We start from the raw sequence: 26397 nt of genomic DNA, 5'->3' as shown, positions 1-26397 counted from the left end.
GCTGGAAACTGTGCGCCAGGCGCTTTTGCAGGACACCGGACATACCACTGCCGCAAGCCGTTATCTCGAAGCAAAGTAACAGCATTGGTGCCAGAATTTTCCTGATGGAAGGATGGCAACATGACGCTGCATGCTGATAGGTGCCCGTTGACAAACTGGTCTTGAGCCCCGCGCGCTTTAGCAGGGTCGGGGGCACCAATTCAGCCTGATGTCGCAGCCGAAACGAAGCGCGGGATGACGTGACGGTTGTCGACGTGATGCGGAGCATCGGGATAACCCGAGCGATGGGTGTCCCTTTGCGGCTCTCGCGTCCCATGTTCAACATCAGTGGCACGATGCACGTGCGATTATGTCCGACGGTGCCAGGAAATTAATCGACCGGATGATCGGCGGGCGCGCGGCGTCCGCTCAGATAGCGCAGGTGCCTTCCACAATTGGCATTTGGGCGGCCATGATCCTTGCGAGGGCCTTTGGAGCATGGGCCGAAAAATGGGAACCGGTCTTCGCAAACGGTTTGACACGACTGTCTTGCTTATTTCATCAAGATAGATTTGGCAGCCGCGTTGAGGATTTCCTGGGAAAGTGCCGCGTTCTCGACCGAACGCGCCAGAACCAGTGCGCCTACCATCGTTGCCATCGTCGCAATCGCTTCCTCCCGACTGGAGATCTCCCCGTCGGTCTCAACAAGAGACTCCAGCACTGCAAGCTGGTCCTCGACGCCGCGTTGCATGACCTTGCGAACCTCCACCCCGTGACGCGCCACATCAGGGCCGAGTGCCGCAAAAGCGCAGCCCTCTGAAACCCCATCGCGATGCTGCTCGGACAGATAAAGGCCGACGGTCTTCTCCAGCGATGCGCGCTTGTCTTTGCCGATGGCGGAGGACATGCGCTTTGCAGTGTCATCCAGCGCCGCTTTCGTCGCTTTGGCAATCAAGTCGTCTTTGGATTCGAACTGCTTGTAGAAGCCACCATGGGTCAGGCCCGCAGCCTGCATCAGCGTGTTCACGCCAACACCGTCAAAGCCCCTTTCGCGAAACAGCCGACTGGAGGTCTCAATGACCTGCCTGCGGTTTTCCTCGGCCTTTTCCTTCGTGACTTTCATGGCACTCATCTCAGTTCGTTGCGTCACGTTTATATATGATGATTGGCATCTTAATCAATGGCTATCTCGAAGACACGCGCTTCTCTAACTGCACGATAGTCTTATACCAAGAGTCATTGAAAATTTCAGTTGGTATTCTATTTGAAGTTGCCAGAAAGCATACACATCAATCTGAAGGAGATTTTTGTGCAAATATTACGGTCGATGGATAACGACCAAAGGGCCTAAACGGGTGGCCTCCAAACCCAGCACCTTTTTGATGAAGGCAAGCGCGTCTTTGGTATCTGCAACCTTGATCGTGCCGCTCACGCGGCGATCGGCCAGCGCCGAACCCGCAATGACAATTCTGCCTCGGAAATGCCGGTTCATTTCCTCGACGACGTGGGAAAGAGGCGCGTTGTCGACGGCGATTTGGCCGCGCCGCCATCCGAGCGTGGTGAGGCCATCAACGGGTGTCACGGTGGTTGTTTTGCGGGTGTCATCGTAGATCGCCTGCTCGTCTTTATTCACGCGCAGAGAGGTGGCGTGATCACCATCCTGTTCCATCTGAACGGCATTCTCTGTCACCGTCACTTCGGTATCCTCATTGCCGTAGCGAACATCAAAGGCTGTGCCAAGTGCTGTGACCTTTGTTTCTCCGGCCAACACAATGAAAGGCCGTTCCGGTGCATGCGCGACCTGAAAGAAGGCTTGGCCCCGCAAAAGACGGATGACGCGCTGATCCCTCGTGAAATCGATGGAAATTGCCGAGGAGGCATTGAGCTGGACGATGGAGCCATCCTCAAGTGTGCGAATGGGCGTTTCATCGGTGCCTGCGATCATGTCCGCTTGAATGCGCATCGGCCCATCGAGTGCAAAGAAGGCACCGGTTGCAAACCCAGCCAGCAACAGCGTTGCGATGACCGGCTTGGTCCTGTTCCGGGGGCGGATGTCGATATGGGCCAGCGCAGGATCCGACTGGATCGCGCGGCCGGCGTCGCCCATCAAAAACTCCGCCGCGCTGTAGGTTCGACAGTTTTCCGGATCGCGCTGAAGCCATGCCTCGAAGCGCACCCGGTCATCCTCCGATTGGTCTGGGGCACTGTTGCGCAAAAGCCAGTCGGCAGCCTCGCGGTTGCGCCTTTTGCGACTGTCACTCGATTCCTTGACCGGCATGGTTTACTCCAGACGCATCCTACACTCTCTACAGTGTCGCGGCCCATATATGGCATCAAAACGTCGCTGTAGCGCTCTCTATCTGCTGCATAATTTTGTCCTTAAATCCACTCTGATGTAAGGAGCACACAGTAGACGTTTGACACCCGCAGTTTGGGACACTGACAGACACGCGCGCAGCAACATAAACGTTCTTCGTTCGAGATACAGGATTATGTGTTGATCTATAGCATGTCGCGTTCAACTGGAATCCGTTGGAAGACACAGTGCATGCGCAAAAAGAAGGAGAAAATGCGCAGCACTTTAAAGTATCCGGTCAAGGCAATGGGCAAACGCACGGCGCAGGTGCCGGTCGACCATATTTCTGGATATGTTGAGCCTGATGCTGATCTGGTCTGGCGTCAGATGATAAAGCCGATGGAGAATGAAAACGACACGCCGCCGCTCCGGCAGTTCGGCAATCGCTTCGCGAAGGGCTGCAAGCCGCGCTTCGACGTCCAGAGCATGGTCGGGCGCATGTCCGGGACTGACCGCCGTGAGGGCCTCCCGCTCCGATCCTGAGAAAAGACGGGCTTCCTTCGTTTCCCGGCGTTGGCGGTCAATGCCGAGATTGATGGCAGCGCGGCAAAGAAAGGCCTTGATTGACCGCTTGTTCAGGAGAACCTCCGGTTTGGCGGCGAGCTTCACATAGAGGTCATGCACCACGTCGCGTGCCGTTGAACTTGGGTGTCCCCGGCGGCGCACCGCATTGGTAATATCAGCATAGTGTGCTTCCATAGCGCGATTGAGCAACTCATTGTTGTCAACGGTGTCCCAAACAAGGGACGAGGAGGAAGATCTCGACATTTGCACATGATTCCCAGCGAACTGTAGGTCAGGATAGGCGTGGTTGAGCCGTCATGGAGAATGGCTAGACAATCCTGAAAAGACGTGCAAGTGCAATACCTTAGAAATATGTGACTTCATTTCGCAGCACAAAAATAAAACAAGACTATAAAAGTCATCTTTGTGTCTGATTTCCTTGCCTGAATCCGTTTGACCGATTTCGGCTGATGGTGGCAGAGCAGGTTTTCCCCTATCAAAAATAGCAGGGAGTGTGATATTTTGGTGACATTCCTTGCCGTCCCAAGGCGTGTTCTCTCAGAGCGGAATGCATAGGGGTGTTCCAGCCACGGGATCCCGGATCACCATGCTCCTGACGTTGAAAACATCGGCAATTGTCTCTGCGCTGATAACCTCGTCGGGCGTTCCGACAGCCCTGATCCGGCCTCCCTTCAACAAGGCGATGTGCTCGGCATAGCGCGCCGCCTGATTGATATCATGCAGCACCGCGACCACTGTTTTGCCGCGCGTTGCGACCAGCATGGTAATGAGCTTCATCAGTTCAATTTGATGTTCGAGGTCGAGATAGGTGGTTGGCTCATCGAGAAAGATGGTGTCGCCCTGCTGAGCCAGCGTCATGGCAATCCAGGCGCGCTGCCTTTGCCCGCCGGAAAGCGTATCCAGCATGCGGTTTGCAAGATCTGTCGTGCCGGTCAGCATCAGGGCTTCGTCGCAGGCCTGCTGATCCTCAAGAGACCAGCGACTGAAGAGTGACTGGTGCGGATAACGTCCCTGACGGATGAGATCGGCGACGGTCAGCCCTTCCGGCGCGACAGGCCCCTGCAGCAACACGCCCACTTTTCGCGCCACCTCGCGGGTGGAAAGCTGTGATAGATCAAAGCCATCCAGGACAATGCTGCCAACTGATGGTTTCATCAGCGCGGCGAATGTGCGCAGGATGGTCGATTTGCCGCTGCCATTGGGGCCAAGCAGCGCTGTAAAGCGCTGCTCCGGTATGGCGAGATCGAGATTTTCAACGATACGACGGTTGCCATAGTTGATGTCGACGCCCTTGCTGGTGATTCTGGCAGCGCCTTGCAGATCAATGGTCATGGCGACGTCTCCAGAGAATATAGCCAAAGAAGGGAGCGCCAACCAGCCCGGTGACGATTCCCGCCGGGAGCTGCGCCGGAGCGAGAATGATACGACCGATGAGATCGGCGGCGACAACCAGGCAGGCACCGACGAGGGCGGCCACCGGAAGGATCCGCGCGTGAGATGCTCCTGCCAGCCGCCGCGCGATATGCGGTGCGACAAGGCCGACAAAGCCGATCAGACCGGACACGGCAATCGCGGCACCGGAGAGTGCCGTCACCAGCAGGATCATCAGGCCCCGTATGCGATCGACGGGTTGGCCAAGGCTCCTTGCACTATTGTCACCGAAGCGGATGAGATCGAGTTCCCGCGCGGCGAGGCAGGTAAGCGCGATTGGCACAATAAGCCAGAGCGCCAGCAACCGGACCTTGACCATGTTGGCATCAAAGACGCTGCCAGCTAACCATACCAGTGCGCGTTGCACGTCGCCAATGTCGCCGAAGGCAGACAGGAAGGTGGTCCCGGCGGAGGCGAAGGCAGAAAGCCCGATGCCGATCAGAATGATACGCAGCGAAGAGGTGCCGTTGCGCCAGGCCAGCGCAAAAACCGCGAGCGCCATGACCGTTGCCCCCAGAAAGCCCGCCACCTGTAAAAGCGCCACAGGCGGATCATTGATCAGCACAATAACAACCGTGGCCGCCGCAGCCGCACCGCTGTTGATGCCCAAAACACCCGGATCAGCAAGTGGATTGCGCATGATGGCAAGGCTGATCGTGCCGGCAATCGCAAGTGCGACGCCCACGAGGAGCGCCAAAAGAACACGCGGGAGGCGCAGATCCCATACAATGATGTCGCTCTGCAACTGGGCGTGGCCCGTGCCCATCAGCACATCAAAGAGTTCGTGCCAACTCAGTGATACGTCGCCAAAGGCAAGACTTGCCCCAACGAGACTTATGAGCAGAAGGATCAGGGCGGAGATAAGCCGGATCATGCCCCATCCCTTAGCCGCATGCGGGCGAGATAGAGAAAAAACGGCGCGCCAATCAATGCAATGGTGACTCCAACCGGAAAGCTTTGGCTTCCAAACACCAATCGTCCGGCGGTATCTGCCACGATCACCAGCAGCGCGCCGCCGAGTGCTGAAAAGGGAAGGAGCCAGCGATAATCGACGCCGATGCACATCCTGACAGCATGGGGCACGACGAGTCCGACGAAGCCGATGGGGCCAGTCAGTGCGACGGCACCACCGGCAAGCAGAATGACCACAACCACTGCCGCACCGCGCCAGAGGATTTGGTTCTGGCCGAGCGCGCGCGACGTATCCGCACCAAGGCTGATTATTGTCAGATGGCGGCCAAAGGGCAGGGCGGCGATGAGCCCAACAAGGATGTAGGGCGCGACGGTCTTGACCTGCTCAATGTTTCGCCCTGTCACGGAGCCTGCGGTCCACAAACGCACGGCATCGAGAGTGCTTTGGTCGAAGATCAGCACAACAGTGGTCACGGAGGTCAGGAACGTCGCAACAATGGCACCCGCCAGCATCAGCCTGAGAGGGGACTGTCCCACCATGCCCAGCGAGCCCAGCACATAAACAATGGTTGCCGCGATGGCCGCGCCGAGAAAAGCAAACCAAACGTAGATGTCGCCGATACCGGCACCGAAAACGGCCATAACCGAGACAACTGCAAAGGCAGCACCTGCGTTGATGCCGAGCAGGTCCGGTGAGGCAAGCGGATTGTTTGTTACTGCTTGCATGATGGCACCGGAGACAGCCAAAGCGCTGCCTGCCAGCAGCGCTGCAAGGGCTCGCGGCAGGCGAATGGTCATGACGATCAGGTGATCTCGCGACGTATCGGATGCGAAGATCGCAGAGATGACTTTGGCGGGCGGCATCGCCGTCGCTCCTTGCGCGATGGCGACCACGGTGGCAAGCATGAGCAGACAGAGCAATGCCGCAAGCGCAAGCATCCGTCCTGTATCGGTTTCAATCAGAAGGCCTGCCGTGCGTTTGGTCATGGGGCTGCCAGAACGAAGCGTTCGACATCATCAAGGATGCGGTTCGCTGAACTGATGCCGGAAAAACTTTGCCAGGGGCCACGGTCGACCCGATGGGCGCGACCTGCGCGCACAGCGGGCAGCAATTGCCAAAGAGGGTTCGCCGTCACCTGCTTTGCCAGTGCGTCGTCTGGCCCGCTTTCGAAACCGCTGGCAGCAACATAGAGCAGGACGTCGCCATCAAGATTTGCCAGCTCCTCCCAGTCTGGCCGCTTGACGATCGTGCCATCGGTCACGGTCTCATAGGCTGTGCGCTTCACGCCTGCTTCATGCAGCACAGCAAAAGGGGCATAAGCGTTTGGTCCGTCGACAAACACCACAAATCGATCCGGTGCCAAACGGACGGCAGACACCGTCAGTTTCTTGTCTTTCATGCGTTCACGAATGGCCGCGACGCGGTCATCATAGGCTGTCAAAGCAGTCTTCGCGGCGTCTTCACGGCCGGTTACCTCAGAAAGACGCTGAAAATAGACTTTCCAGTCCATGTGTTTAAACAGCACCGTTGGTGCAATCTTGGCAGCTTGTTCATAGATGCCGGAATGAACCTCGGCCGAGCCGATAATCAGATCCGGCTTCAACGCTGCGACGCGCTCCAGACTTGGCTCTTTGGGATTGCCAAGATCGACCATTTTTTCGGCTTTGACCACATCGAGCACGTCGCTTTCCGTAATCGCCATATAGGGGGTTGCGATGACAGGTGCCTTGAGTTCGATCAGCATTCCAAGCGTGATCAACGGATCAAGCGTGACAATGCGTTTTGGCTTGGCCGGAATGCACAGAGGCGGATTGTAGACACCTTCGGTCAACGATGTCCCCTGGCAGGCGGCTTGCGCCAGCGAACCGGTTAAAAGAAAAGCGAGGAGAAACAGACAGAAACGCAAGAGGGTCACCATTTTGTCGCCGAAATCGAAAATGGCTGCGGAGGGGATGCCCCCCCGCAGCCGACAGGATTAAAATTTCGCCCGCACGTTTAATCCGACCGATCGGCGCTTGCCAGCCTGGGCAAAGGGCAGCGAGTAATCCGGATCAACCACCGTGAAATATTTCTCATCCGTCAGATTTTCTGCAAACAAGGTCACTTCCCAGTTGTTTTTCTTGAAGCCAACCTGTGCGTTGGCAATGAAACGCGGATCAATCTTGTACATGCCCTTGGTGCCAAAGCGCGAATTATAGCTCGTTGTGTATTTAGCATCAGCGCCGACGAAAATACCGTTTTTGAACTCATAACGACCGCCAAAGCCCAGGCTGAACTCCGGGGCCTCGGGGAAGGACTTGCCGTCCTGCGGTTGGTTAAGCGCTGCATGGTTGAAATCGATGAACCGGGTGTTGAGGTAGCCGATCGATGCAAACGTGCTGAACTCGTCGGTGACCTGCATGGATGGTTCGATTTCAAAACCCCAGGCCCGCGATGTGGCGGCGTTCGAAATGATACGATATCCGGGGATGTTGGCGTCTGGCCTGATCTCGACCTGCTGATCATTATACTTTGTATAGAACAGGTTGGCATTCAACGTCAGGCGATCGTCCAGCAGTGTTCCCTTGTACGACAGCTCGATATTCTGCGAGTATTCCGGATCATAGGTGCCGAGCTTGCCTGTCACGCGGTCGAAATAGGACCCACCAGAGCGGAAGCCTTCTGTATAGGTGAGGCCCACCTTCTGGTTGCTGCCGAATTCCTTGGCCAGGCCGACCTTGGGCACGAAATTGAACTCGTTGAGGGATGTCGGGTTGCCGGTCAGCACAGGGGACGCGGTGATCCCGCCGAAATAATTCTGCTGATGGTCCTTGTCTCTCAGGTAATCCAGGCGTCCGCCCAATGTTGCAAACCAGGTTGGTACAAATTCGTAGGTCGCTTCACCGAAGATGGCAAGATTGGTCGTTTTGCGGTGCTGCGTGTCACTTTGCTGGAAAGCGTCGAACGCGACAATATCCGTGGCACCATCCCACTTTTCATAGCTGCCATAGACGCCGGTCACCCATTTCCAGCGATCACCTTCATAGTTCAGGCGGAATTCCTGGGTGAAAATGGAGTTGTCATCCTCGCCAGTGATACCGTTGACGACATTTGCGGTGCCATAATCAATGGAGCGACGATTGTTGATGCCATATTGAAAACCGGTTTGCGAGGTGAAGCGCAGGGTTTCAGAAATATCATGGGTAAACTCAAGTCCGAGATTATGCGCCTCGGTCCAGCGGTATTCGGTGTAGGTGACGGGTTGGTTGTTGAAATCGCCGCGTCCTGACTGGAGCCCGACGAGCGCGTCGTTCGGCCGGTCTTTCGAGTAGGAATAGGACAGGACTGCGCGGGTATCCGGCATCTCTGACGGTGTCAAAAGCAGCTTGCCGCGCACAATACCGCTGATGTCGGTGATCAGATCGTCGTAATTGCGGAAATCCTTGAAATCGGAATAGCTGGGTTGGGCCTTGGAGCGTTCAAACGCCCCGGAAATGCGAAGTGCGACCTGATCCTCCACGATCGGCGTGTTGACCGTGATGGCCGTTCCAACGAGCCTATCGCTACCAACGGTCGTGGAAACCTCAACTTCCTTCTCGAAGGTCGGATCCTTTGACTTGATGTAGACAGCCCCTGTCATGGCCGCACGCCCAGACAGCGTCGATTGCGGACCGCGATAGACCTCGACCTGCTCAACGTCCCAGAGGTTGCGCGCGCCAAAGCGGGCATTGTAGCGTGTCTGAAGGATGCCATCGATATAGACGGAACCCGCAGGTCCACCGGACGCGACCAGACCTTCGGAGCTCATGCCGCGGATCACGAAACCGGCATTGACTGTGGCACTGTCCATTGCGTTTGCCACGCGGCGAAACGTTTCCTGTGTGGTGCGGATCTGGCTGTTCACCAAGGTTTCGGAATTGAGAACGGCAACACTGCTTGTCGTGGCACCAAGCGTCGTCGCATCGCGCGCACCATAGATCGCGATTGGCTCAAGCACGGTCCCGTCCTGTTCCGGGTTTGCTGCGACAGACGGTGCCTTCTGCAGGGTCACCCGGTTTTGGCCAGCAAAGCGAACATCGACATCGGTTCCGGCGAGCACGGCCTTCAACGCTTGTTCAGGCGTCAACGTCCCCTTGACGCCGGGGGTGGATTTGCCTTGCGCAATTGACGCGTCAAACAGAATCTGAAGGCCGGTCTGCGCGGCAAGGCTGTTCAGCGCAGGTGTCAGCGGACCAGCGGGCACAGAAATCGCTTGCTGTGATGCCTGAGCTTGCGCCTCGCGCACCATTGTCGGCAGGGCAGGTGTCAACATCGCAAGCGCCGATCCTGCAAAAAGGATAGCCTTGAGGCGCGCCCGTGCCTCGCCTGTCGCGGAATACGTCTTTATCATAAAACCCCCAAACTCTTCGGTACTCGGGGCTTCGCAGCCCACCGCAAGGAGCAACCCACATTGTGCTCGGGAGGGAGACGATTGATGATCCCGATTTGGGACTCCGCTCCTTAAAAAATGTTGGTTTTTTAGAATTTGTCAGGGGGGAATGGTCATCAGTTTTCTGAAAAGGAAAATGAAAACAACATAGTTAGGCCGGATTAATGTTAGCCTGATACACTCTCGTCAGCGACACCGAGATGTTGGCGCATGGCAAGGCGCAACTCTTCGTCCCGTTCCGCAGCGGCTTTCAGAACGCAGGTCGGGCAGTATTCTCCGCCCTCAACGAGATAAAATCGGCAACAGCCACCGCGTTGGCGAAAGGTGTATGAAAACTCCTGTTGGTTCTTGTCGAGCACAGTCAGATCAAAATAGTGGAGCTGACGGTTGGCAAGAGGTGAGCCGGGGACTTTGAGGATCTGCATCGCAGCCGTCTTTGCCACCTCGACGCAGCCGAACCGACGGCCAGCGTCGAGAAAACGACCCGCAATTGAATCACTGGCGAGCCGCCAGAGCGCTGAGCGCGACAGGCGCGTGCGCGCGTGGATTGCCTCAATCACGGGGCGGAAATGTCGCTCGATTTCGGCCCGAAAGCGCTCGGCGGCAGCTGTGTCGCCCAGTTGGCCCTGCCAGAATTGCCGTTTGAGAAAACGTACATGGGCGCGCCGCACCCGGTGCATTTCCCCGTCATGCGGCTCTTGTGCCGTATAGAACGAAAGGGCGACGCCAGACGGTGAAAGATCCGGGATGAGGCCAAAACCGACGAAGATCGGAACGGCAGCACCGGCCAGAATATAGCCATAGTCGGACATCATCTGCGCCGCAGCCGTCTTGATGTCTGTGCCGTCGTTCAGAGATTGCTCGAAGGCGAGAAATTCGCGAATGGCAGCATCGTCAGAAAAAAATGCATCGCTCGTCACCCATCCGGTGACTGCCGGACCAATATCCGCACGGACATCCGGCATATAGGCGGCCTGCGCATCAAGGGCGCGCCGGACCATGGCCTTCTCCGATGTTGGTATGTCGATCGCGGCCTTCATTGCTTAACCCTCACGCCTTGGTTGATTTTCGCCTGTTCCCAACCAGAGAGGTGCCAGTCGTGCGGGCAGCGTGTCAAGTACCGCGCGCTCCAGCATATGTGCGCCGGCAACGGAATGCAGGCTGGTGCCGCCGGTGACGAACTCACACCAGGCGGCAGCGGCCTGCCTGTTTACAAAGGCGTCGCCATCGGAGAGAAAAATATGGGCAGGACAATCGAGTGTGCCGCGCGTTGCATCATGCACATAGGTCTCGCAGATCCTGAAATCATTGCGCAAAACCGGTTCAAAAAGCTCCATGGCATCAGGATTATTGAGGATTTCCGCGTCTGTTCCGCCGAGATCGATCAGCGCTTGGCGAAAGGCCGCGGCTTCCATTGTGTGGAACGGCTCTCGCTCATAGACCATACGGTCCGGGGCGTTGCAGCCAAGCGCGAAAAACACTTCTGGCGTCCGCAGACCCGCCGCTTCGAGCCGACGGGCGATCTCATAACCGAGCAGAGCACCCATCGAATAGCCGAAAATCGCATAGCGACCGCCGATATAAGGCTCAAGCTCAACGGCAAGCTGATCGGCAAGCGCGTCAATTGACCGTGGTGCCGGTTCGTTATAGCGCGCTTCGCGGCCGGGCAGCGCAACGGCATGCACCGTCATCGTGCTTGGCGCGGTTCGTACCCAGTTGCGAAAAAGCCCGGCTCCGGTGCCTGCTGGGGGCAGGCAAAGAAGCATCGGGCGTGATGGCGTTATCGTCATATGTCAATCTCGATATGGTCGGTGGCGGGGGTGGCCTGCGGACGAAGACTGTCGATATAGTCCGCAAGCTCCGCAAGGACGGGGCGCTCAAACAGTGCGCGCATTGGCACCGGAACGGAGAACGCGTCACGAAGGCGGCTGGCGACACGCACGGCAAGGAGTGAATGGCCGCCCAGCTCAAAGAAATGGGCCCGCCCGTCAAGGGCACCGCATTTGAGCACCTCCGTCCAGATGTACGCCACTGTAATTTCCGTCGCCGAAGGCGCTGCGGATGTCACGGTGCCCGCGGCTGCTTTTTTCAATGGTATCAAATGGGCAGTGTCCTCAGATCCGGTCTTGGAGAGACCGGCAACTGCCATCGCTGGAGGAAGGTCATCAAGAATTGCGCAGACATCTGCAGCAGATGAGCGGATGATGATGGAGATTATGTCGCCTAAGCGTTCGAGCAGGGCGGTGGCGCTCTCAGATGTCAGCATATCGCGGCTGAAACCGGCCATCAGTGTCAGCCCCGCCGAATGCGGTGTCGCCCAGAGCGTGAGCGGAAAATGCGTTCGCTCATCAAAGTCGATGCCTTCAGTTTTGAGCAGCAAAGGCGAATTCTCCCGTGTCGCCTTTGCTGGAAAATTCTCAACAACGAGCAGCGTGTCGAACAGCGAAACGCCCGGACCTTGGAGAGTGGCGAGCGGCACATGGTCGTGCTCACCCGTTTCGGCATGGGCTTGCTGGAGGGTTGCGAGCCAGTCAGAGACAGATTGGCCCTGCTTGATTTGAACACGCACAGGCAGCGTGTTGATGAAGAGGCCGATCATCGTCGTTGCCCCTTCCAGTGTCGCCGGGCGCCCGGCTGTCGTTGTGCCGAAGATCAGATCACGGCTGCAGGTCTGGCGTGCAATCAGCAAGCTCAGCGCCCCTTGCAGCAGCGTGTTGAGTGTCAGTCCATGGGCGGCACCATAGGCCAACACGGCGTCATGCAGCGGTTTTGGGATTTCCCGGCATTGCCGCTCGAACTGGCCTGTCGCTTCCCCTGCCAGAAGCCGGGTTGTGCCCGCAAAACCCTTAAGTCGATCTTGCCAGAAGCGAAGCGACACGGCCCGCTCGCGCTTCTTCAGCCAACCGATGTAATCGCCGTAAGGGCGGGAGGGCGGAAGGGAAGGCTCGGCCTTGCCTATTGCGCGCCGGTAGAGGGCCAGCACCTCGTCGAGCAATTGACGGATCGACCAGCCGTCGAGGATGATATGATGGTAGCAGACAACCATGATCGACTGGTCTTGTCCGGTTCTGATCCATTGGACCCGGATGAGAGGTGGCCGGCGCAGGTCAAACGGCTCGGCCCGGTTGGCGGAAAACATGGCTTGCAGCCGCTCGCGCTCGGAAGCAGCATCAAGATCGGTCCAGTCCAGCCTCTTGAATGTCACGGGAAGGCTGCGGAAGGCGATCTGAAACGGCTCGTCGCGCTCCTCCCAGAAGAAGCCCGAGCGCAGGATCGGATGGCGGTCAATTGCGCCTTGCCATGCCGCCTTCAGAGCATCAGCATCGACGTGGCCGGTGATGCGCAATGCCGTTTGCGGCATATAAAGGCCGTCGCCGGGGGAAGACACCGAATGAAAAAGAATGCCCTCCTGCATCGGGGCAAGCGGATAGATATCGGCGATATTGTTGCGCTCTAGGCGCTGGCTCGCATTCTGCATGGTGCCCTCAGAGATTGCGCAGGATGGCTTCGAGGTCATCCTGGTCAAGTGTCATGTGCTTGAAGTCCGCAGGCGTATAGCCGGCGTCTGTTGATGTCAGGCAGAAATCGACAAGGCTTTCGAGATGGTTTTGCAGCCCCGCTGCAAGCGTCTCGATTGTCTGCCGGTCGTGAATCTGCCGGGAATAGGCAAGGCGAATGCGCAAATGCCCGCCGCTGATGATTGCATTGATGTCGAGCAACACCCCGCGCGGATTGCGCGCACCACGCGGATCACCCGCTGGCTCCGTTGCGCGTGACAAGAGCGCATCGTGGGAAAACAGCGTGTCCGTCTGACCAAGATAGTTGAACCGGATCTCGGCTATGTCCTCCAGCCGGGGCAATGCAACGCCCTTCAGATATTTCAGGACGCCATAACCGATACCGTCATTTGCAACACGGCGGAGACTTTCCTTGACCGAGAGCAATGTGGTTCGGGTGTCGCGCGTGGTGACATCGAAGAGAACGGGATAAAGGCCCGTGAACCAGCCGACGGTTCGGCTCAGATCGACGCTATCGAACAGGTCGGGCCGGCCGTGACTCTCAAGGATCAGCCGGTGCCTGTCATGCCCGCTCCAGTCGCGGAGCGCATTGTAAAGTGCAGCCAGCATGACTTCTTCGGCATCGATTGGATAGCAGGACGGAACATCCCGCAGAAGGCGTCCGGTGAGGTCCGGATCGATTGTCAGATCAACAATGGCTGTGTCGCCAGCACAATTGCTGCCCGAGTGGTCTGTCGGGATCGCTGCGGTCTTGGCCTCCACGATCGTGTGCCAATGGTCCTCTTGCTCATCAAACACGTCACTGTCTTTGAGCGCACGCACCCAGACATCAACCCCCGTTGTGCGGGGTGGCAAGCGCATCTCAAGACCGGCCTCAATCGCCGCCAGGCATGTTTGAAGGTCATCCAGCAGGATGCGCCAGGAGACGCCGTCGATCACAAGATGATGCGCTGCGATCAGCAGACGTTGCTCGCGCCCGTCGATGGTCACGAGCGTGGCACCCCAGAGCGGGCCCTCCGTGAGATTGAAGCTGCGTTGCAGCGCATTCGCCTCACCCAAAAGCGCGACTTCCGCCTCGGATGCCATGCAACGAGTGGAACGCAGCGGTGGTGCGGCTTCAACCTCCGTCACGACCTGATGCCACTGTCCGTCTTGCTGGACGAAACGACTGCGCAGCGCATCATGGGTCTGGTGGAGAAGGTCCATGGCCTTTTGGAGCATCTTGTCATCCAGCATCCTGCCGGGTTTCAGCACCAGTGCCTGATTCCAATGGGCAATCTCCGGGTAATTCTGCTCAAAAAACCAGTGCTGTGCCGGGCCAAGCGGAATGTCTCCGCGCATCGGTCCGGTTTCAGGCGGTTCTGGTGCCAGATCTGAGACAGAAGCGGCAAGGGCTGCAAGCGTTGCATATTGGAAGATATCGCGTGGTTTGATGGCTATGCCAATGCGGCGCGCCGCAGCCACGACCTGAATAGCAAGGATTGAATCTCCGCCAAGCGCAAAGAAGTTGTCGTTGCGTCCAATTGCCTCGCGGCCCAGAAGTTTCGCCCAGATCGCAGCGATCTTCTCTTCATAGCCACCGTGTGGTGCGTGGTCGTCTGCGACCATTTTGGCTTCATCGGATGGGTCGGGCAGAGCCTTGCGGTCAAGCTTGCCGTTTGGCAGACGCGGCAGCTTGTCCAGCATCGCAAAAAACGTTGGCACCAGATGGCGGGGCAATTCGCGGCTTAAGTGAGCCGAGAGTGCTGCCTTTTCAATTGGTGCCGCCACCTCGATCCAGGCAGCCAGACGGGCATAGCCGGTATTGTCGCGCCAGGCATCGACGGCGGCACCTGTCACGCCGGGATAGCGCATCAGCACAGCCTCGACCTCGCCGGGTTCGATCCGAAAACCGCTGATTTTCATCTGGCGATCAGCGCGTCCAAGATAGTCGAGATTGCCGTCGGCCAGCCGACGAACGCGGTCGCCAGTCCTGTAGAGCAGGGGTGCTTGGCCGGTGCTGTCAAACGGGTTTGGCAGGAAGCGCTCGGCCGTCAGGTCCGGGCGATTGTGATAGCCGCGCGCGATACCCTCGCCCGCCAGATAAAGCTCGCCCGGCATGCCGATTGGCACTTCATTGAGCGCTGCGTCAAGGACATGGGCGGTGGTGTTGGTAATGGGCTTGCCGATATGGATGGGCAGCCCCGCGGTGTCGATCCGGCATCCGGTGGAATAGGTCGTGTCCTCGGAGGGGCCATAGAGATTGTAAAGCGCCTCGACCTGTCCGCTTTCCAGAATTGCGCGTGCAAGGCTTGGCGGTAGCGGTTCGCCCGCAAGGCAAACTGTTTTTGCTTTAGCGGGCAATGGGCCAAACCGCATGAGTTCGGTCATCGGGGTCGGCACGGTGTTGATAAGTGTGATCTCGTTGGCGAATTCTGCGTCCGGCAGTTCGAAAAGATCATCAACGATGAAGATCCGCCCACCGGCGGCCAGCGTCACAAAAATTTCGAAGATGGACAGGTCGAAGCAGACCGATGTTGAGGCCAGCATTCCGGCAAAGCTTTCCGCCGGGAAGGTGTCGAGCGCCCAGTGTGTGAAGGCAATTGCATTGCGATGCTCGATTGCAACACCCTTCGGCAGCCCTGTCGAGCCTGAGGTGTAGATGAGATAGGCGAGGTCGCGTCCTTCGGTTGTATGGGGGAGAGGGACCCCGGAAACGGCCTGCGTTCCGTTCCAGATGGTGGTCGGATCGAGGGTTTTGATGTCGGCAAAGTCATCGCGCTCCTCCTGCGTCAAAAGCAGGGAAAGGCTTGCGTCTTTTGCGACAAAGGCAATCCGTTCCTTCGGATATTTCGGATCGAGCGGCACATAGGCCGCCCCCGTCTTTAAGACGGCAAGCATGGAAGCAATGAGATTGACGGTACGCTCAAGGCAAATACCGACAGCACTGCCGCGTCCGATGCCAAGAAAGGCGAGATGCCGGGCAAGCGCCTCCGCTTGCCGATCAAGCTCAGCGTAGGTCAGGCTGCTGTTTCGATCGGTGACGGCAATGGCATCGGGTGTGCGCTCGGTTGAGCGCGCAAAGAAACCGTGCAAGCTTTTTGGCGTCGCATCATAGGTCTTTGCCGTCGCGTTCCAGGTAGCAATCTGCTGGCGCTGCCGCTCGGGCAGTCCGTCGATTTCGACCTGTGCTCGCTCAGGGGCCGATAAAAGAGCCTCGACCAAGGTGGTGAAGGCCTCTGCCATATGAAGGATCGTCTCTTGGCGGAACAGATCGCTGCGATAAATCAAGGTGGCGGAAAACTGTTCGCCGCGATGGCGCAGATCCAGCGTCAAATCGACCTTCGACGTTTCCTGTGCAAGCACCACCGGCGTCGCGGTCAGGCCCCCAGGGCATGGGCTGTGCGGCTCGTCCGCTTGCCATGTGACCATCACCTGAAACACGGGGTTGTGGCTCCAGCTTCGCTCGATCGAGAGGGCATCGACAACGCATTCGAACGGCGCATCCTGATGGCGGAAGGCATCAAGGACAAGCGAACGCGTGGCCGCAACCTGCTGCGAAAAGCTTGTTGCAGCATCATGCGTCAGTTTCAGCGCCAGTGTGTTGACGAACAGTCCGATGACATCTTCCAGCGCGCGGTTTGGCCGCTCGGATACCGGCGTTCCGATGACGACATCGGACGCGCCGGAATAACGCGACAGCAGGGTCGAAAAGGCAGAAAGAAGCACCATGAAGGGTGTCGCGTCCCGCTCATGGGCAAAATTGACCAGACGGGCCGTGAGCGCACGATCAAGATGGAAATGAACGCTTCCGCCCTTGAACTCTTGGCGCGCACCACGCGGAAAATCCGTTGGCAGTTCTAGAAGCGGGGGTGCATGTTTCAGCAGGCGGCACCAATAGTTGATCTGCTCGCCCAGCGGCTGCTTTCGCTGCCAAGCGGCGAAATCGCCATAGGTCAGGATAAGCGGCGGAAGGTCTGCCACTTTGCCCTGTCGGCCCGCATCATAGAACCGTGTCAAATCCCGCAGCATCAGCTGAAGCGATTGCGCATCCGAGACAATGTGGTGGAGTGCTACGAAAACAACGTGCTCGTCTGTGGAGAGACGGAAAATCTGGGCGCGGAATAGAGGGCCGGTCGCCATGTCAAACGGCTGCGTGCATGCAGAGGCAAGCGCCTCCGGCAAGGCGGCTTCGTCCACATCCACAATTGCAATGTCTGGATGGCTGCTGGCATCGATCTCGATCACAGGCTGACCATCGCGATTGACGATCCGCGTGCGCAATGCCGGATGGCGTGCAACAAGGGCTGTGAAAGCGTGTTGCAGCACATTAATATCAAGCGCGCCATGAAAGCGGATTGCGGCGGGCACAGTGTAAGCGGCGCTGTCCGGCTCCAGCTCGGCCAATGTCCAAAGCCGCTGCTGGGCAAAGGACAGAGGTATTTTCGTACCGTCCGGGAGGGCGTCGATGGCGTTTACAGGTGCTGTCACCGGTGTCTCGTCACGCGCAAGGGCGGCGGCAAAATCCTTGAGGCGGGGGAATTCAAACAGTTTTCGCAGCACGGCATTTGTCGGAAGCGATGACGACAGCCGGGCAATCATGCGCATGGCCAGCAACGAGTGGCCGCCAAGCCGGAAGAAATTGTCGTCCCGGCTGATCGAATCGATGGCCAGCACATCGGCCCAGGCATCAGCGATACGCTGTTCCGTTTCGGTCTCAGGCGGGCTGAACCCGGTGGCGACTGTTGCGGCCAGCGATGGCAGTGCTGCGCGATCAATCTTGCCGTTCGGCTGCTGCGGCAGGCGGGGCAGAAAGCACCAGAGCGTCGGCACCATATGGACAGGGAGGGTTTGGGCCAGCGCACGGCGCAGCTCTGTTTCATTCAGTCTCACGCCGTCTTGGGGTTCGATAAAGGCAGCAAGCTGCCGATCCGTGCCTTGCGTCACAGCCACAACCGCCTTTTCGACGCCGCTAATCTGTTCGAGATTGTGCTCGATTTCGCCTGTTTCGATGCGCAAGCCACGCACTTTCACCTGATGGTCAAGCCGCCCGCAGAATTCGAGGTTGCCATCGGCCCGGCGGCGGATGCGATCCCCGGTCCGGTAAAGACGGGAGCCGGGCTCACTCGAGAACGCGTTGGCAATGAAGCGCTCAGTGGTTTGCTCAGGTCGGCCAAAATAGCCGCGCGCAAGGCCCGTGCCGCCGAGATAAAGCTCGCCGGAAAGGCTAGGTGGGCGCAAGCGACCGGCACGGTCGAGAATATAGGCTTGCGTGTTCGGCAAGGGCTTGCCGATCGGCACAACGCCGCCGTGATAATGATCGCCGTGCAAGGGCACTTCCGTTGAAAAGCAGGTATCCTCCGAAGGGCCGTAGAGATTGAGGATACGCAGGTTCGGATAATCGCGTTTCAGAATGGAGACAAGTGCTGCTGGCAGTGGCTCTCCGCAGAAGGTTGCGGTGCGCACACTGTTTGGCAATCGCTGTTCCTGTAGCAGTTCTTGCAAGAGGCTTGGGACCGTATTGATGAACGTCACATCAACCTTGGCGGAAAGCTGCGGCAGCGCCAGAAAATGATCTGCGACAACAAGCGTGCCGCCGAGCACGAGGGGCGCGTAAAGTTCGAAGATCGACAGATCAAAACTGATCGAGGTTGGCACCAGCATGCGCGCCACCTCTTCGCGGGTGAACCGCTCCCGCGCCCAATACATGAAGGCGACGACGGAGCGATGCTCGATGGCGACGCCCTTGGGTCTGCCTGTCGAGCCGGATGTATAGATGATGTAGGCGAGATGGTTCGGTGAGACAGCAGGCTGCGCCTCCAGCCGGAGGTCTGGCAGGGTATTAATGTCAACGAGTGTCTGGGCTGGCGTGGCGAAGGCCGGGCGGTGATCGGTGAGCAGGATGGTGATCCCGCTGTCCTCGGCAATGAAGGCGAGGCGGTTTGCCGGATAATCGGCATCGAGCGGCACATAGGCCGCACCGGCGCGCATGATGCCAAGGATACCGGCGATCATCCGGGGTGAGCGGCGCATGCAAATGCCCACCCGGTCGCCGGGCTTGACACCGTCGGCCACCAGACTTGCGGCCACACGCGAAGACTGCGCTTCGAGGTCGCGATAGGACCAGGTCAGATCGCCATCGGTCACCGCGTCCGCGTCCGGTGTTTGCTCGACCTGTTTCAGGAAGAGATCATGCAGGCATTCCTCAACCGGATAATCCCGCACGAGACCAGAACTGGCTGCGATGATGGCTGCTTCTTCCTCCGGTGTCAGAAGAGAAAGCGTCGAGAGCCGCCGCGAGGGTTCGCGCACCACAAGCTCCAGCAGGCGCTCGAAACGGACAAGCATGGAGGCGATGGTGCTCTCATTGAAAATCTGGCTTGAATATTCGATCTTGCCCTTGATATCCGGCTGGTCGTCTTCGAGGTTGAAGCGAAGGTCATATTTTGTCGCCACTTCGCGCAGCGGATAGGGTTCAATCGTCAGTCCATGCAGGCCTGGCGGCGGGGCAATGCTGTGCTGAATGTCGAATTTCACGTTGAAGAGCGGGTTCAGGTCCGACAGCGAGCGCTCTGGATTGATCGCTTCGACAAGGCGCTCAAACGGGATATCCTGATGGGCAAGGCCACGGCGCACAGCATCGGCAACCTTCTGGAGCAGAGCCGTGAAGGTCGGATCGCCGGATAAGTCGTTGCGGAACACGAGCGTGTTGACGAGCGGTCCCATCATGGTCTGCGTCTCGGGCCGGTCGCGGTTGGCAACCTCGCTGCCAATGATAATGTCGTCGCTGTCAGTATAAAGATGCAAGAGCACGTTGAAGGCAGCAAGCAGCAATGTGAAGAGACTGACATTCTGCTCGGCGGCAAGTGCGCGCAGCCTGAGCGACAATGCCCGGTCGATCAAAACGGGAAGGTGCGCGCCGCTGAAGCTTGCGGTCAGGCTGTGTGGACGATCCAAGGGGAGTTCCAGCACAGGCAGTTCGCCCGCAAGGCTCTCTGTCCAGTAGTCCAACTGCTCGGCAAGGGCGGGACCGTCCAGCAAGTCGCGCTGCCACAGCGTCCAGTCGGCAAACTGCACCGGAAGGGGTGCGAGTGTTGCAGTGGTTCCTGTCGCTTCCGCATGGTAAAGCGTCGAGAGATCCCGGGCAAAGACGCCCATCGACCAGCGGTCGCTGATGATATGATGCATGCCGAGCGCCAGCACATGCTCGTAATCGCTTACCGCAACCAGTGCCGCACGGATCGGCGGGCGGGTGAGATCATAGGGCGTCTCGACAATTGCTTTGAGCTGAAGACGGGCCGCTTTTTCCGGTTCGGGATGCTGTCGGCAATCGTGATAGCCAATATCAGCCGCGCCGGATGCCTCGACCACTTGCTGCGGCTGGCCATCCTCGCCCATCTTAAAGCGTGTCCGCAGGGGTTCGTGCCGAGTAATGAGGGCGGCATAGGCGCGCGCAAGGGCTGCGCGGTCGAGCGCGCCTTTCAGTCGAAGTGCCAGGTTCATATTGTAGGCAACGGTGCCGGGGTCCAGCTGCTGCATGAACCAGAGGCGTTTTTGCGCCGATGACAGCGGAACCGCCGCCTCGCGGTCTGCCCGTGGCTGGATGCCGGAGGGGGCGGGAACCGTAATGCCCTGTGCTTTCAGCTTCTGTTCCAGCAGCGCCCGCCGCTCTGGTGAAAGCCCGGCGATCTTTGCGAAAAGTTCGTTCATTGTGCATTTCCTCCGGCGAGAAGCCTGCTCACATCGGCGTCGGACAGGGTATCGACCTCATTGAGAAGATCGGCGATGGCGGAAAGGTCGGTCTTCTGCGTCATGCGCTCCAAAATCGATTGGGCGATTGCTGCGGCGGTCGGATTGTCGAAAAGCAGCTCGCGCATGGCGATATCCACGGGGAAGGCCTCCCGGAGTTTGGCAACGGCGCGGATGGCGAGCAGGGAATGGCCGCCGAGTTCATAAAAGCCGTCATCGGCCCCGATGGGCGACAGGCCCAGGATGTCTTCGAAAATGTGAACGATTGTCGCTTCGGTGTCATTGCCGGGCTTGCGGTAGGCGACACCGAGTGCGGGGCGTCCACGCCCGCCGTCAGTGGCGGCTGCCTCCTGCGCATCAAGGTCGGAAGCGACCGGGGGAATGGCCGCACCCGAAAGCATGGTCTGTCCGGTGGCCCCATTTTCAATCAGGCGTCGCGTGAGATCCCATGCGGCCGCAGTCGAGATCGCGAAAGCGTTTGCACGGCCCGTCGCCTGCAAGGTCGTGCCGGGGTTTGCCTCGATCAGCGGATAGCCGATTGCAAACCATGGCGTGGTGCCATTCTTGTTCTCTTCGGCGACAATCCGGTCAATAGCATGGTGCGTGGCGGCGTAAGCACCAAGGCCAAGCCCGCCAACGAGGGTTGAGAGCGAGGACTGAACGCAGCAAAAACCGATTTTCCGCTTCGCAATAGCCTCACCAAGTGCACGAACCGGGCGCAGTTTGCTGGCGATATTATAGGCCCAATGGGCATCCGCCAGCGCATCAATCAGCGCGGCGGAGTGGTGGTTCGACTGCGGCAGGCTGAGAAAGATGCCGTCAATCCGACCAAATTCCGCAGTGACATCATCCAGAGCAGCGTTCAAGGCGGCGGCATCGCCGCAATCGAGCTGCCGTTTAAACCGAGCCGGATGCTTAAAAGCCGGTGCGGATGAATCGTGAAGCAGAGCGACGGTCGCGCCCAGACCGGACAGCGCATCAACCCAGGTCTCGCCAACGCCATCCGCGATATTGCCGACCACCACATAGACACCGTTGGCCTTAAAGGCTTGGCCACCTTGCGGCGCTTCAAACCGTTCCGTTTCCGGCAGCCAGCGATGCGCACCACGCAAGGCGAGCACATCCTCTTTCGCTGACAAGGCATCGCGAATGCGTCTTGCACTTTCAGGGGGCCTGGTAGCGTCAATATCGACATGGCGGCAATGGAGCGACGGATATTCTTGAGCGATCACCTGAAGAACGCCCGCAGTCAGAGCCTGCGCAATATCAAGCTCTTCCAGGCCGATTACATCGGCTGCCGACCGGGTCAAAAGTGTCAGAGTGACGGGGCGATCGTGCTTTACCAGTTCCCGCACCAGCGCCAGAAGGGCTTGCGCAGCAGTTTCCGGCGCTTCGTTTGCCTGAGGCGTAAGAGGCCAGCCGAAGACAATATGGTCGGGGCTTGCCCCCCGCTCAACGAGGCTCTCAAAGAGGCTGGCGTAGTCGTCGCTGATCGTGGGGCGGAGGCTGAAGCAGCGGAAGTCGGGTTCGCTAAAACCGGTGCCGATCATGGCGCGATAGGGTTCCGCACCGCTGCGCTCAAGCTCGGTGGCGAGAGCGGAGCCAAGGTGACCATCGTCGAAAACAAGCACGCGGCCCTTCAATCGAGCAGAGCTGTTGCTCACGTGCGCGCGCCGCCAGGTGGTGCGGTAGAGGCCGGGGCCTTCAACAGATGCTGCCGTTCTTTTGGTTGTGGCAGGCTCGCTATCCGCATCGACCCAGTAGCGCTCGCTTTGGAAGGGATAGGTCGGAAGCCGTACGCGCCGCCGACCAGCCGCTTCGCCAGAATCCAGAGTGCCGTTCAATTGCCAGAACCGACCGACAGCCGACAAAACCTGCCCCGGTTCATCCTTGCCTTCTGCAAGCGTCACTATGATCCGGCTTGCATCGACGCGTGCCGCAGCGGTCAATGTGCCAAGTGCGCGACCGGGGCCGATCTCAACGAAAACAGGTGCTGTAAGGGATTGCAGTGTGCGTGTCCCATCTTCGAAGCGGACGGGCTGCAACAGATGACGCGCCCAATAGTCCGGGTCGGTCGCATCTTTCGCTGTCATCCATGTTCCCGTGACATTGGAAATCAGCGGTATTTGCGGCGCTGACAGGTGAATGCCTGCAACGACATCGCGGAACTGTACTGCCGCTTCCGTCATCATCGGCGAATGGAAGGCGTGGGAGGTTTTCAGCAGGCGTGCGGCAATACCCTTGTCTTTCAGGCGTGTCTGAAGATTTGCAATTGCCTGCATTGGGCCGGAGAGAACACTGAGACCGGGTGCATTGGCAGCGGCCAGCGTAATCACGTCATCAAGCCAAGGCGTGATCGGCTCATCCGCATGCATCACCGCCAGCATGGCACCGGGTGCTTGCGCCTGCATCAACCGCCCGCGCGCAACAACGAGCTGAAGCGCTGTTTCGAGGTCGAAGACACCAGCAAGGCAGGCGGCGACATATTCACCGATGCTGTGGCCATGCAGGGCCGCGGGTTTCACGCCGTGGCGCATCAAGGCGTGTGCGAGCGCGTATTCAACGGCAAAAAGCGCGGGTTGGGCGAAGGCCGTGCGGTCAAGGTCATCCGTGTTCGAAAACAGGCAGGCTTTGAAATCGATCCCCATCAGCCGATCAAGGTCGGAGGCGCAGGCGTCAAAGGGTTCACGAAAGGCAGGCAGGTCGGCGTAAAGCGCCTTCCCCATTGCTGCATAAGGGCTGCCCTGACCGGGAAACAGGAACACGGCTTGCGCTGTCTCGCCTTCTGCCGTGCCGGTTTGAACAGAGTTGCGCAGGCTTCTGACAGCCTCTTTGGCGTTGCACGCCACGACGAAACGACGCTTGGCAAAATCGCGGCGACCATGGCGCAACGTGTGCGCAACATCCGCAAGCGTCGGGGCATGTGTATGGTCCAAGCCTGCGGCAAGATGCGCTGCGAGCGCCTCGCTACTGGCTGCAAGCTGCGCCTCGGTTCGTGCCGACAGAAGCAAGAGTTCCGGGCCGCTGCCTGCCTTTGAGGCAGAGCTAGGTGGGGCCTCTTCCAGTACAATATGGGCGTTGGTTCCGCCAATGCCGAAGGAACTCACGCCCGCGCGGCGCGTGCCGATCTGATTGTCCCAATCGCGCAGACGTTGATTGACGAAAAAGGGGCTGGTTGCGAAATCAATCTGCGGATTCGGGTTCTCATAATGGAGGCTTGCCGGAATCCGCCGGTTTTTCAGGGCCAGCACTGCCTTGATGAAGCCTGCAATACCGGCGGCGGTGTCGAGATGGCCAATGTTGGTTTTGACCGAGCCGAGCGCGCAAAAGCCCCGGCGCTCAGTATCACGACGAAACGCCTTGGTCAGAGCTGCAACTTCTATCGGGTCGCCGAGTCTGGTGCCCGTTCCATGGGCCTCGATATAGCCAATGGTGTCAGCCCGCACGCCTGCCATGGTCTGCGCATCGGCGATCACCGCCGCCTGACTGTCCACCTGCGGAGCGGTGAAGCTTGCTTTGAGTGCGCCGTCATTGTTGATCGCCGAGCCGAGGATGACGGCATCGATCGTATCGCCATCGGCAAGCGCATCTTCCAGCCGTTTCAACACCACGATGCCGACCCCGCTGCCGGGAACCGTGCCGCTTGAGGCAGCATCAAAGGCGCGGCAATGGCCATCAGGCGAGAGGATGCCGCCTTCACGAGCGCGATAGCCCAAGGATTGCGAGAGGGCAATGCCGCCGGCCAGCGCCATGTCGCAATCGCCAGACAGCAAGCTCTGGGCGGCCATGTGGACGGCAACGAGCGAGGAGGAGCAGGCGGTTTGCACGGTGATGGCCGGGCCGCGCAGGTTCAGCTTGAACGCGGTGCGGGTGGCCAGAAAATCCTTGTCATTGCCGACGAACAGCTCATAGGGGCTGACGGTCTCGCGGATGCGGCTGTTGTCATGCAGGTTGAAGACATAGGTGTTGATGCCAGCGGCGGCGAAAACGCCAATTGGTCCTTGATAGCGGTCCCCCACATAACCGGCAGTTTCCAGTGCCTGCCAGGCGCATTCGAGGAAGATGCGCTGTTGCGGGTCGAGAATTTCAGCCTCGGCGGGGCTATAGCCGAAAAAAGCCGCATCGAAGCGATCCGAACCCACAAGCGGTGTGCTGGCGGCCACAAAATCCGCAAGGGCCGCCATTTCCGCAGAAACACCCCGTTGTTTCAGGGTCTCCGGCGAGAGGCGCTCGATCGATTCCACACCCTCAATCAGGTTTTGCCAGAAGCGTTCAACATCCGGTGCACCGGGAAAGCGGCCAGCCATGCCGATCACGGCAATATGATGCCTGTTGTCATCAAAAAGAGGGGCTGCGGACAGGTCATTCATAACAAGGTTCCTTGATCTGTTCTGGTGGTACGCTCAGGAATGAAACGGGCAACCTTTGCCCTTGGGGTCGATCAGGCCGAGCCGTCCGCGTTCAAAGCGGCGCAGCGTATCGACGGCATTGCGGTCCTCGAAGCGCAGGCTTCCGCTGTCCACGAAGCGCGAGCAGACGCCTGCATGGCTCTCGGCAAGATATTTATAGGCCGCAATAAACCCGGAATGCGCGGCGGCGAGCTCATTCGGCAGCGTTTCAAAAATCGGGCGAAGGTCCCGCCAGACGCTGATCAGAACGGCATGGTCCCAAGACATCAGGCCGCTGAAATCGTCCGATTGCACATGTGGCTGGGTCATCGAGGCGCGCACCGTCGTCTCGTAGACGTCTTTCGGAAAACTCGCGGCGAGTTCCATGGACGCAGCCGAGGAAATAAGCAGTGTCGAGGCGGTCTCAAGCTCCTGCTCGGCAGCGGCCAGCTGGCCGCGCTCCATTGATAGCTGGAACCGGCGAAGGGAAACGATGAGCCCCTGAACGTTCAAAAAGAATGCCCAGTGAAACTCCCGCCAGATCGCATAGGGAGACGGAGGGCTGACGGCCATCATCGCAGCGGCTCCAGACCGAAGGTCCGGGCAAGCAGATGCGCGTGGCTTTCAAAGCCTTCCATCTGGTGGCGGACGTGGATCACGGGAAGTTCCGGGCTGCGGGCAAAAAGCTGCGTGACGGCGCGCACTGTCTGGACAAGGCTACGCACCATGGCGACAGCGGGTTCTTCCGCAGACTGACGATTGACGCGGAAATAGCGGTCATAGTCCGTCGCCTGAAAGGGGGTGAGCGGCAGCCCCTCTGTGTCGATTTTTGGCCTTTCGTCTGCCGCCTTGCCCAGTTCAGTCAGCAGCGCATCCAACCGGGCGGGACTGTCGCGATGATCGAGCGCAATCGCCTCAAGCAGACCGGAAAGCACGCCATGCATGCGGCGTTTCTCGCCATCGCTGAGCTGCGCTTCTGCGGGCAGCCCGTCAGGAAGCGGAAGATCAAGCCAGCTATCATCCGCCGGTGCCTCCATCGGAGCGGATGCCTTGACCTGTTTCAGGGTTATCTGGCCGCGAACCGGTGTTTCGACTGGGCGGCTTTCCTCGCTTGCGACATCCGGGTCGAGGGCGCGTTGATACTGGTTCAA

The 26397-nt window shown here is 58.8% G+C and carries 16 protein-coding genes; all 16 read right to left on the bottom strand.

Features of this window, described 5'->3' with window-relative positions; genetic code table 11:
• Positions 1-268, bottom strand: a 268-nt coding sequence (locus BJF95_RS24195; protein ID WP_210187714.1) for a hypothetical protein, incomplete at its 3' end; no start/stop codon positions are given.
• A gap of 264 nt (positions 269-532) precedes the next feature.
• Positions 533-1102, bottom strand: a complete 570-nt coding sequence (locus BJF95_RS01910; protein WP_075637745.1) for a TetR/AcrR family transcriptional regulator — start codon at positions 1100-1102, stop codon at positions 533-535.
• A gap of 195 nt (positions 1103-1297) precedes the next feature.
• Positions 1298-2257 carry a FecR family protein gene (locus BJF95_RS01905; RefSeq protein WP_075637744.1) on the bottom strand — a complete coding sequence of 320 codons (960 nt, stop codon included), beginning with the start codon at positions 2255-2257 and terminating at the stop codon, positions 1298-1300.
• A gap of 303 nt (positions 2258-2560) precedes the next feature.
• Positions 2561-3103, bottom strand: coding sequence for an RNA polymerase sigma factor (locus tag BJF95_RS01900; protein ID WP_075637743.1), 543 nt, complete (start codon positions 3101-3103; stop codon positions 2561-2563).
• Between the two features lie 294 nt (positions 3104-3397).
• The gene (locus BJF95_RS01895; protein WP_075637742.1) at positions 3398-4192 is read right to left on the bottom strand and encodes an ABC transporter ATP-binding protein; all 795 of its coding nucleotides are present in this window, start codon (positions 4190-4192) and stop codon (positions 3398-3400) included.
• On the bottom strand, positions 4182-5165 hold the full coding sequence (locus BJF95_RS01890) for a FecCD family ABC transporter permease (RefSeq protein ID WP_075637741.1): 984 nt from the start codon (positions 5163-5165) through the stop codon (positions 4182-4184). Before BJF95_RS01890 ends, BJF95_RS01895 begins: the two co-directional genes overlap by 11 nt.
• Positions 5162-6190 (bottom strand): FecCD family ABC transporter permease, encoded by a 1029-nt coding sequence (locus BJF95_RS01885; RefSeq protein ID WP_075637740.1) that lies wholly within the window; start codon positions 6188-6190, stop codon positions 5162-5164. Before BJF95_RS01885 ends, BJF95_RS01890 begins: the two co-directional genes overlap by 4 nt.
• Entirely contained in the window at positions 6187-7035 is an 849-nt protein-coding gene (locus tag BJF95_RS01880; protein WP_342587936.1) for an iron-siderophore ABC transporter substrate-binding protein, read from the bottom strand. Before BJF95_RS01880 ends, BJF95_RS01885 begins: the two co-directional genes overlap by 4 nt.
• A gap of 144 nt (positions 7036-7179) precedes the next feature.
• Entirely contained in the window at positions 7180-9573 is a 2394-nt protein-coding gene (locus BJF95_RS01875) for a TonB-dependent receptor (RefSeq protein WP_245297214.1), read from the bottom strand.
• A gap of 206 nt (positions 9574-9779) precedes the next feature.
• Positions 9780-10652, bottom strand: coding sequence for a (2Fe-2S)-binding protein (locus BJF95_RS01870; RefSeq protein WP_075637738.1), 873 nt, complete (start codon positions 10650-10652; stop codon positions 9780-9782).
• A 3-nt stretch (positions 10653-10655) separates the two neighbouring features.
• Complete coding sequence (locus tag BJF95_RS01865) at positions 10656-11402, bottom strand: thioesterase II family protein (RefSeq protein ID WP_075637737.1); 747 nt, start codon at positions 11400-11402, stop codon at positions 10656-10658.
• Entirely contained in the window at positions 11399-13090 is a 1692-nt protein-coding gene (locus BJF95_RS01860; protein WP_075637736.1) for a condensation domain-containing protein, read from the bottom strand. Before BJF95_RS01860 ends, BJF95_RS01865 begins: the two co-directional genes overlap by 4 nt.
• 7 nt (positions 13091-13097) lie before the next feature.
• Positions 13098-20819, bottom strand: coding sequence for a non-ribosomal peptide synthetase (locus tag BJF95_RS01855; RefSeq protein ID WP_075637735.1), 7722 nt, complete (start codon positions 20817-20819; stop codon positions 13098-13100).
• Complete coding sequence (locus BJF95_RS01850; protein ID WP_075637734.1) at positions 20816-25228, bottom strand: type I polyketide synthase; 4413 nt, start codon at positions 25226-25228, stop codon at positions 20816-20818. The genes BJF95_RS01855 and BJF95_RS01850 overlap by 4 nt, the downstream gene beginning before the upstream one ends.
• A 33-nt stretch (positions 25229-25261) precedes the next feature.
• A complete protein-coding gene (locus tag BJF95_RS01845) occupies positions 25262-25822 on the bottom strand; it encodes a siderophore biosynthesis protein (protein ID WP_139317366.1) in 561 nt (186 codons plus the stop codon).
• Positions 25819-26397, bottom strand: a complete 579-nt coding sequence (locus BJF95_RS01840) for a hypothetical protein (protein WP_075637733.1) — start codon at positions 26395-26397, stop codon at positions 25819-25821. The genes BJF95_RS01845 and BJF95_RS01840 overlap by 4 nt, the downstream gene beginning before the upstream one ends.

Source organism: Rhizobium oryziradicis (assembly GCF_001939045.1).
Classification (GTDB): Bacteria; Pseudomonadota; Alphaproteobacteria; order Rhizobiales; family Rhizobiaceae; genus Allorhizobium; species Allorhizobium oryziradicis.
This window is presented reverse-complemented; position numbering and strand designations above follow the sequence as displayed.

Bases quoted from the DNA above. Each gene is read 5' to 3' on its own strand.
- BJF95_RS01910 (WP_075637745.1), bottom strand. From the start codon at position 1,102: ATGAAAGTCACGAAGGAAAAGGCCGAGGAAAACCGCAGGCAGGTCATT.
- BJF95_RS01905 (WP_075637744.1), bottom strand. From the start codon at position 2,257: ATGCCGGTCAAGGAATCGAGTGACAGTCGCAAAAGGCGCAACCGCGAG.
- BJF95_RS01900 (WP_075637743.1), bottom strand. From the start codon at position 3,103: ATGTCGAGATCTTCCTCCTCGTCCCTTGTTTGGGACACCGTTGACAAC.
- BJF95_RS01895 (WP_075637742.1), bottom strand. From the start codon at position 4,192: ATGACCATTGATCTGCAAGGCGCTGCCAGAATCACCAGCAAGGGCGTC.
- BJF95_RS01890 (WP_075637741.1), bottom strand. From the start codon at position 5,165: ATGATCCGGCTTATCTCCGCCCTGATCCTTCTGCTCATAAGTCTCGTT.
- BJF95_RS01885 (WP_075637740.1), bottom strand. From the start codon at position 6,190: ATGACCAAACGCACGGCAGGCCTTCTGATTGAAACCGATACAGGACGG.
- BJF95_RS01875 (WP_245297214.1), bottom strand. From the start codon at position 9,573: ATGATAAAGACGTATTCCGCGACAGGCGAGGCACGGGCGCGCCTCAAG.
- BJF95_RS01870 (WP_075637738.1), bottom strand. From the start codon at position 10,652: ATGAAGGCCGCGATCGACATACCAACATCGGAGAAGGCCATGGTCCGG.
- BJF95_RS01865 (WP_075637737.1), bottom strand. From the start codon at position 11,402: ATGACGATAACGCCATCACGCCCGATGCTTCTTTGCCTGCCCCCAGCA.
- BJF95_RS01860 (WP_075637736.1), bottom strand. From the start codon at position 13,090: ATGCAGAATGCGAGCCAGCGCCTAGAGCGCAACAATATCGCCGATATC.
- BJF95_RS01855 (WP_075637735.1), bottom strand. From the start codon at position 20,819: ATGAACGAACTTTTCGCAAAGATCGCCGGGCTTTCACCAGAGCGGCGG.
- BJF95_RS01850 (WP_075637734.1), bottom strand. From the start codon at position 25,228: ATGAATGACCTGTCCGCAGCCCCTCTTTTTGATGACAACAGGCATCAT.
- BJF95_RS01845 (WP_139317366.1), bottom strand. From the start codon at position 25,822: ATGATGGCCGTCAGCCCTCCGTCTCCCTATGCGATCTGGCGGGAGTTT.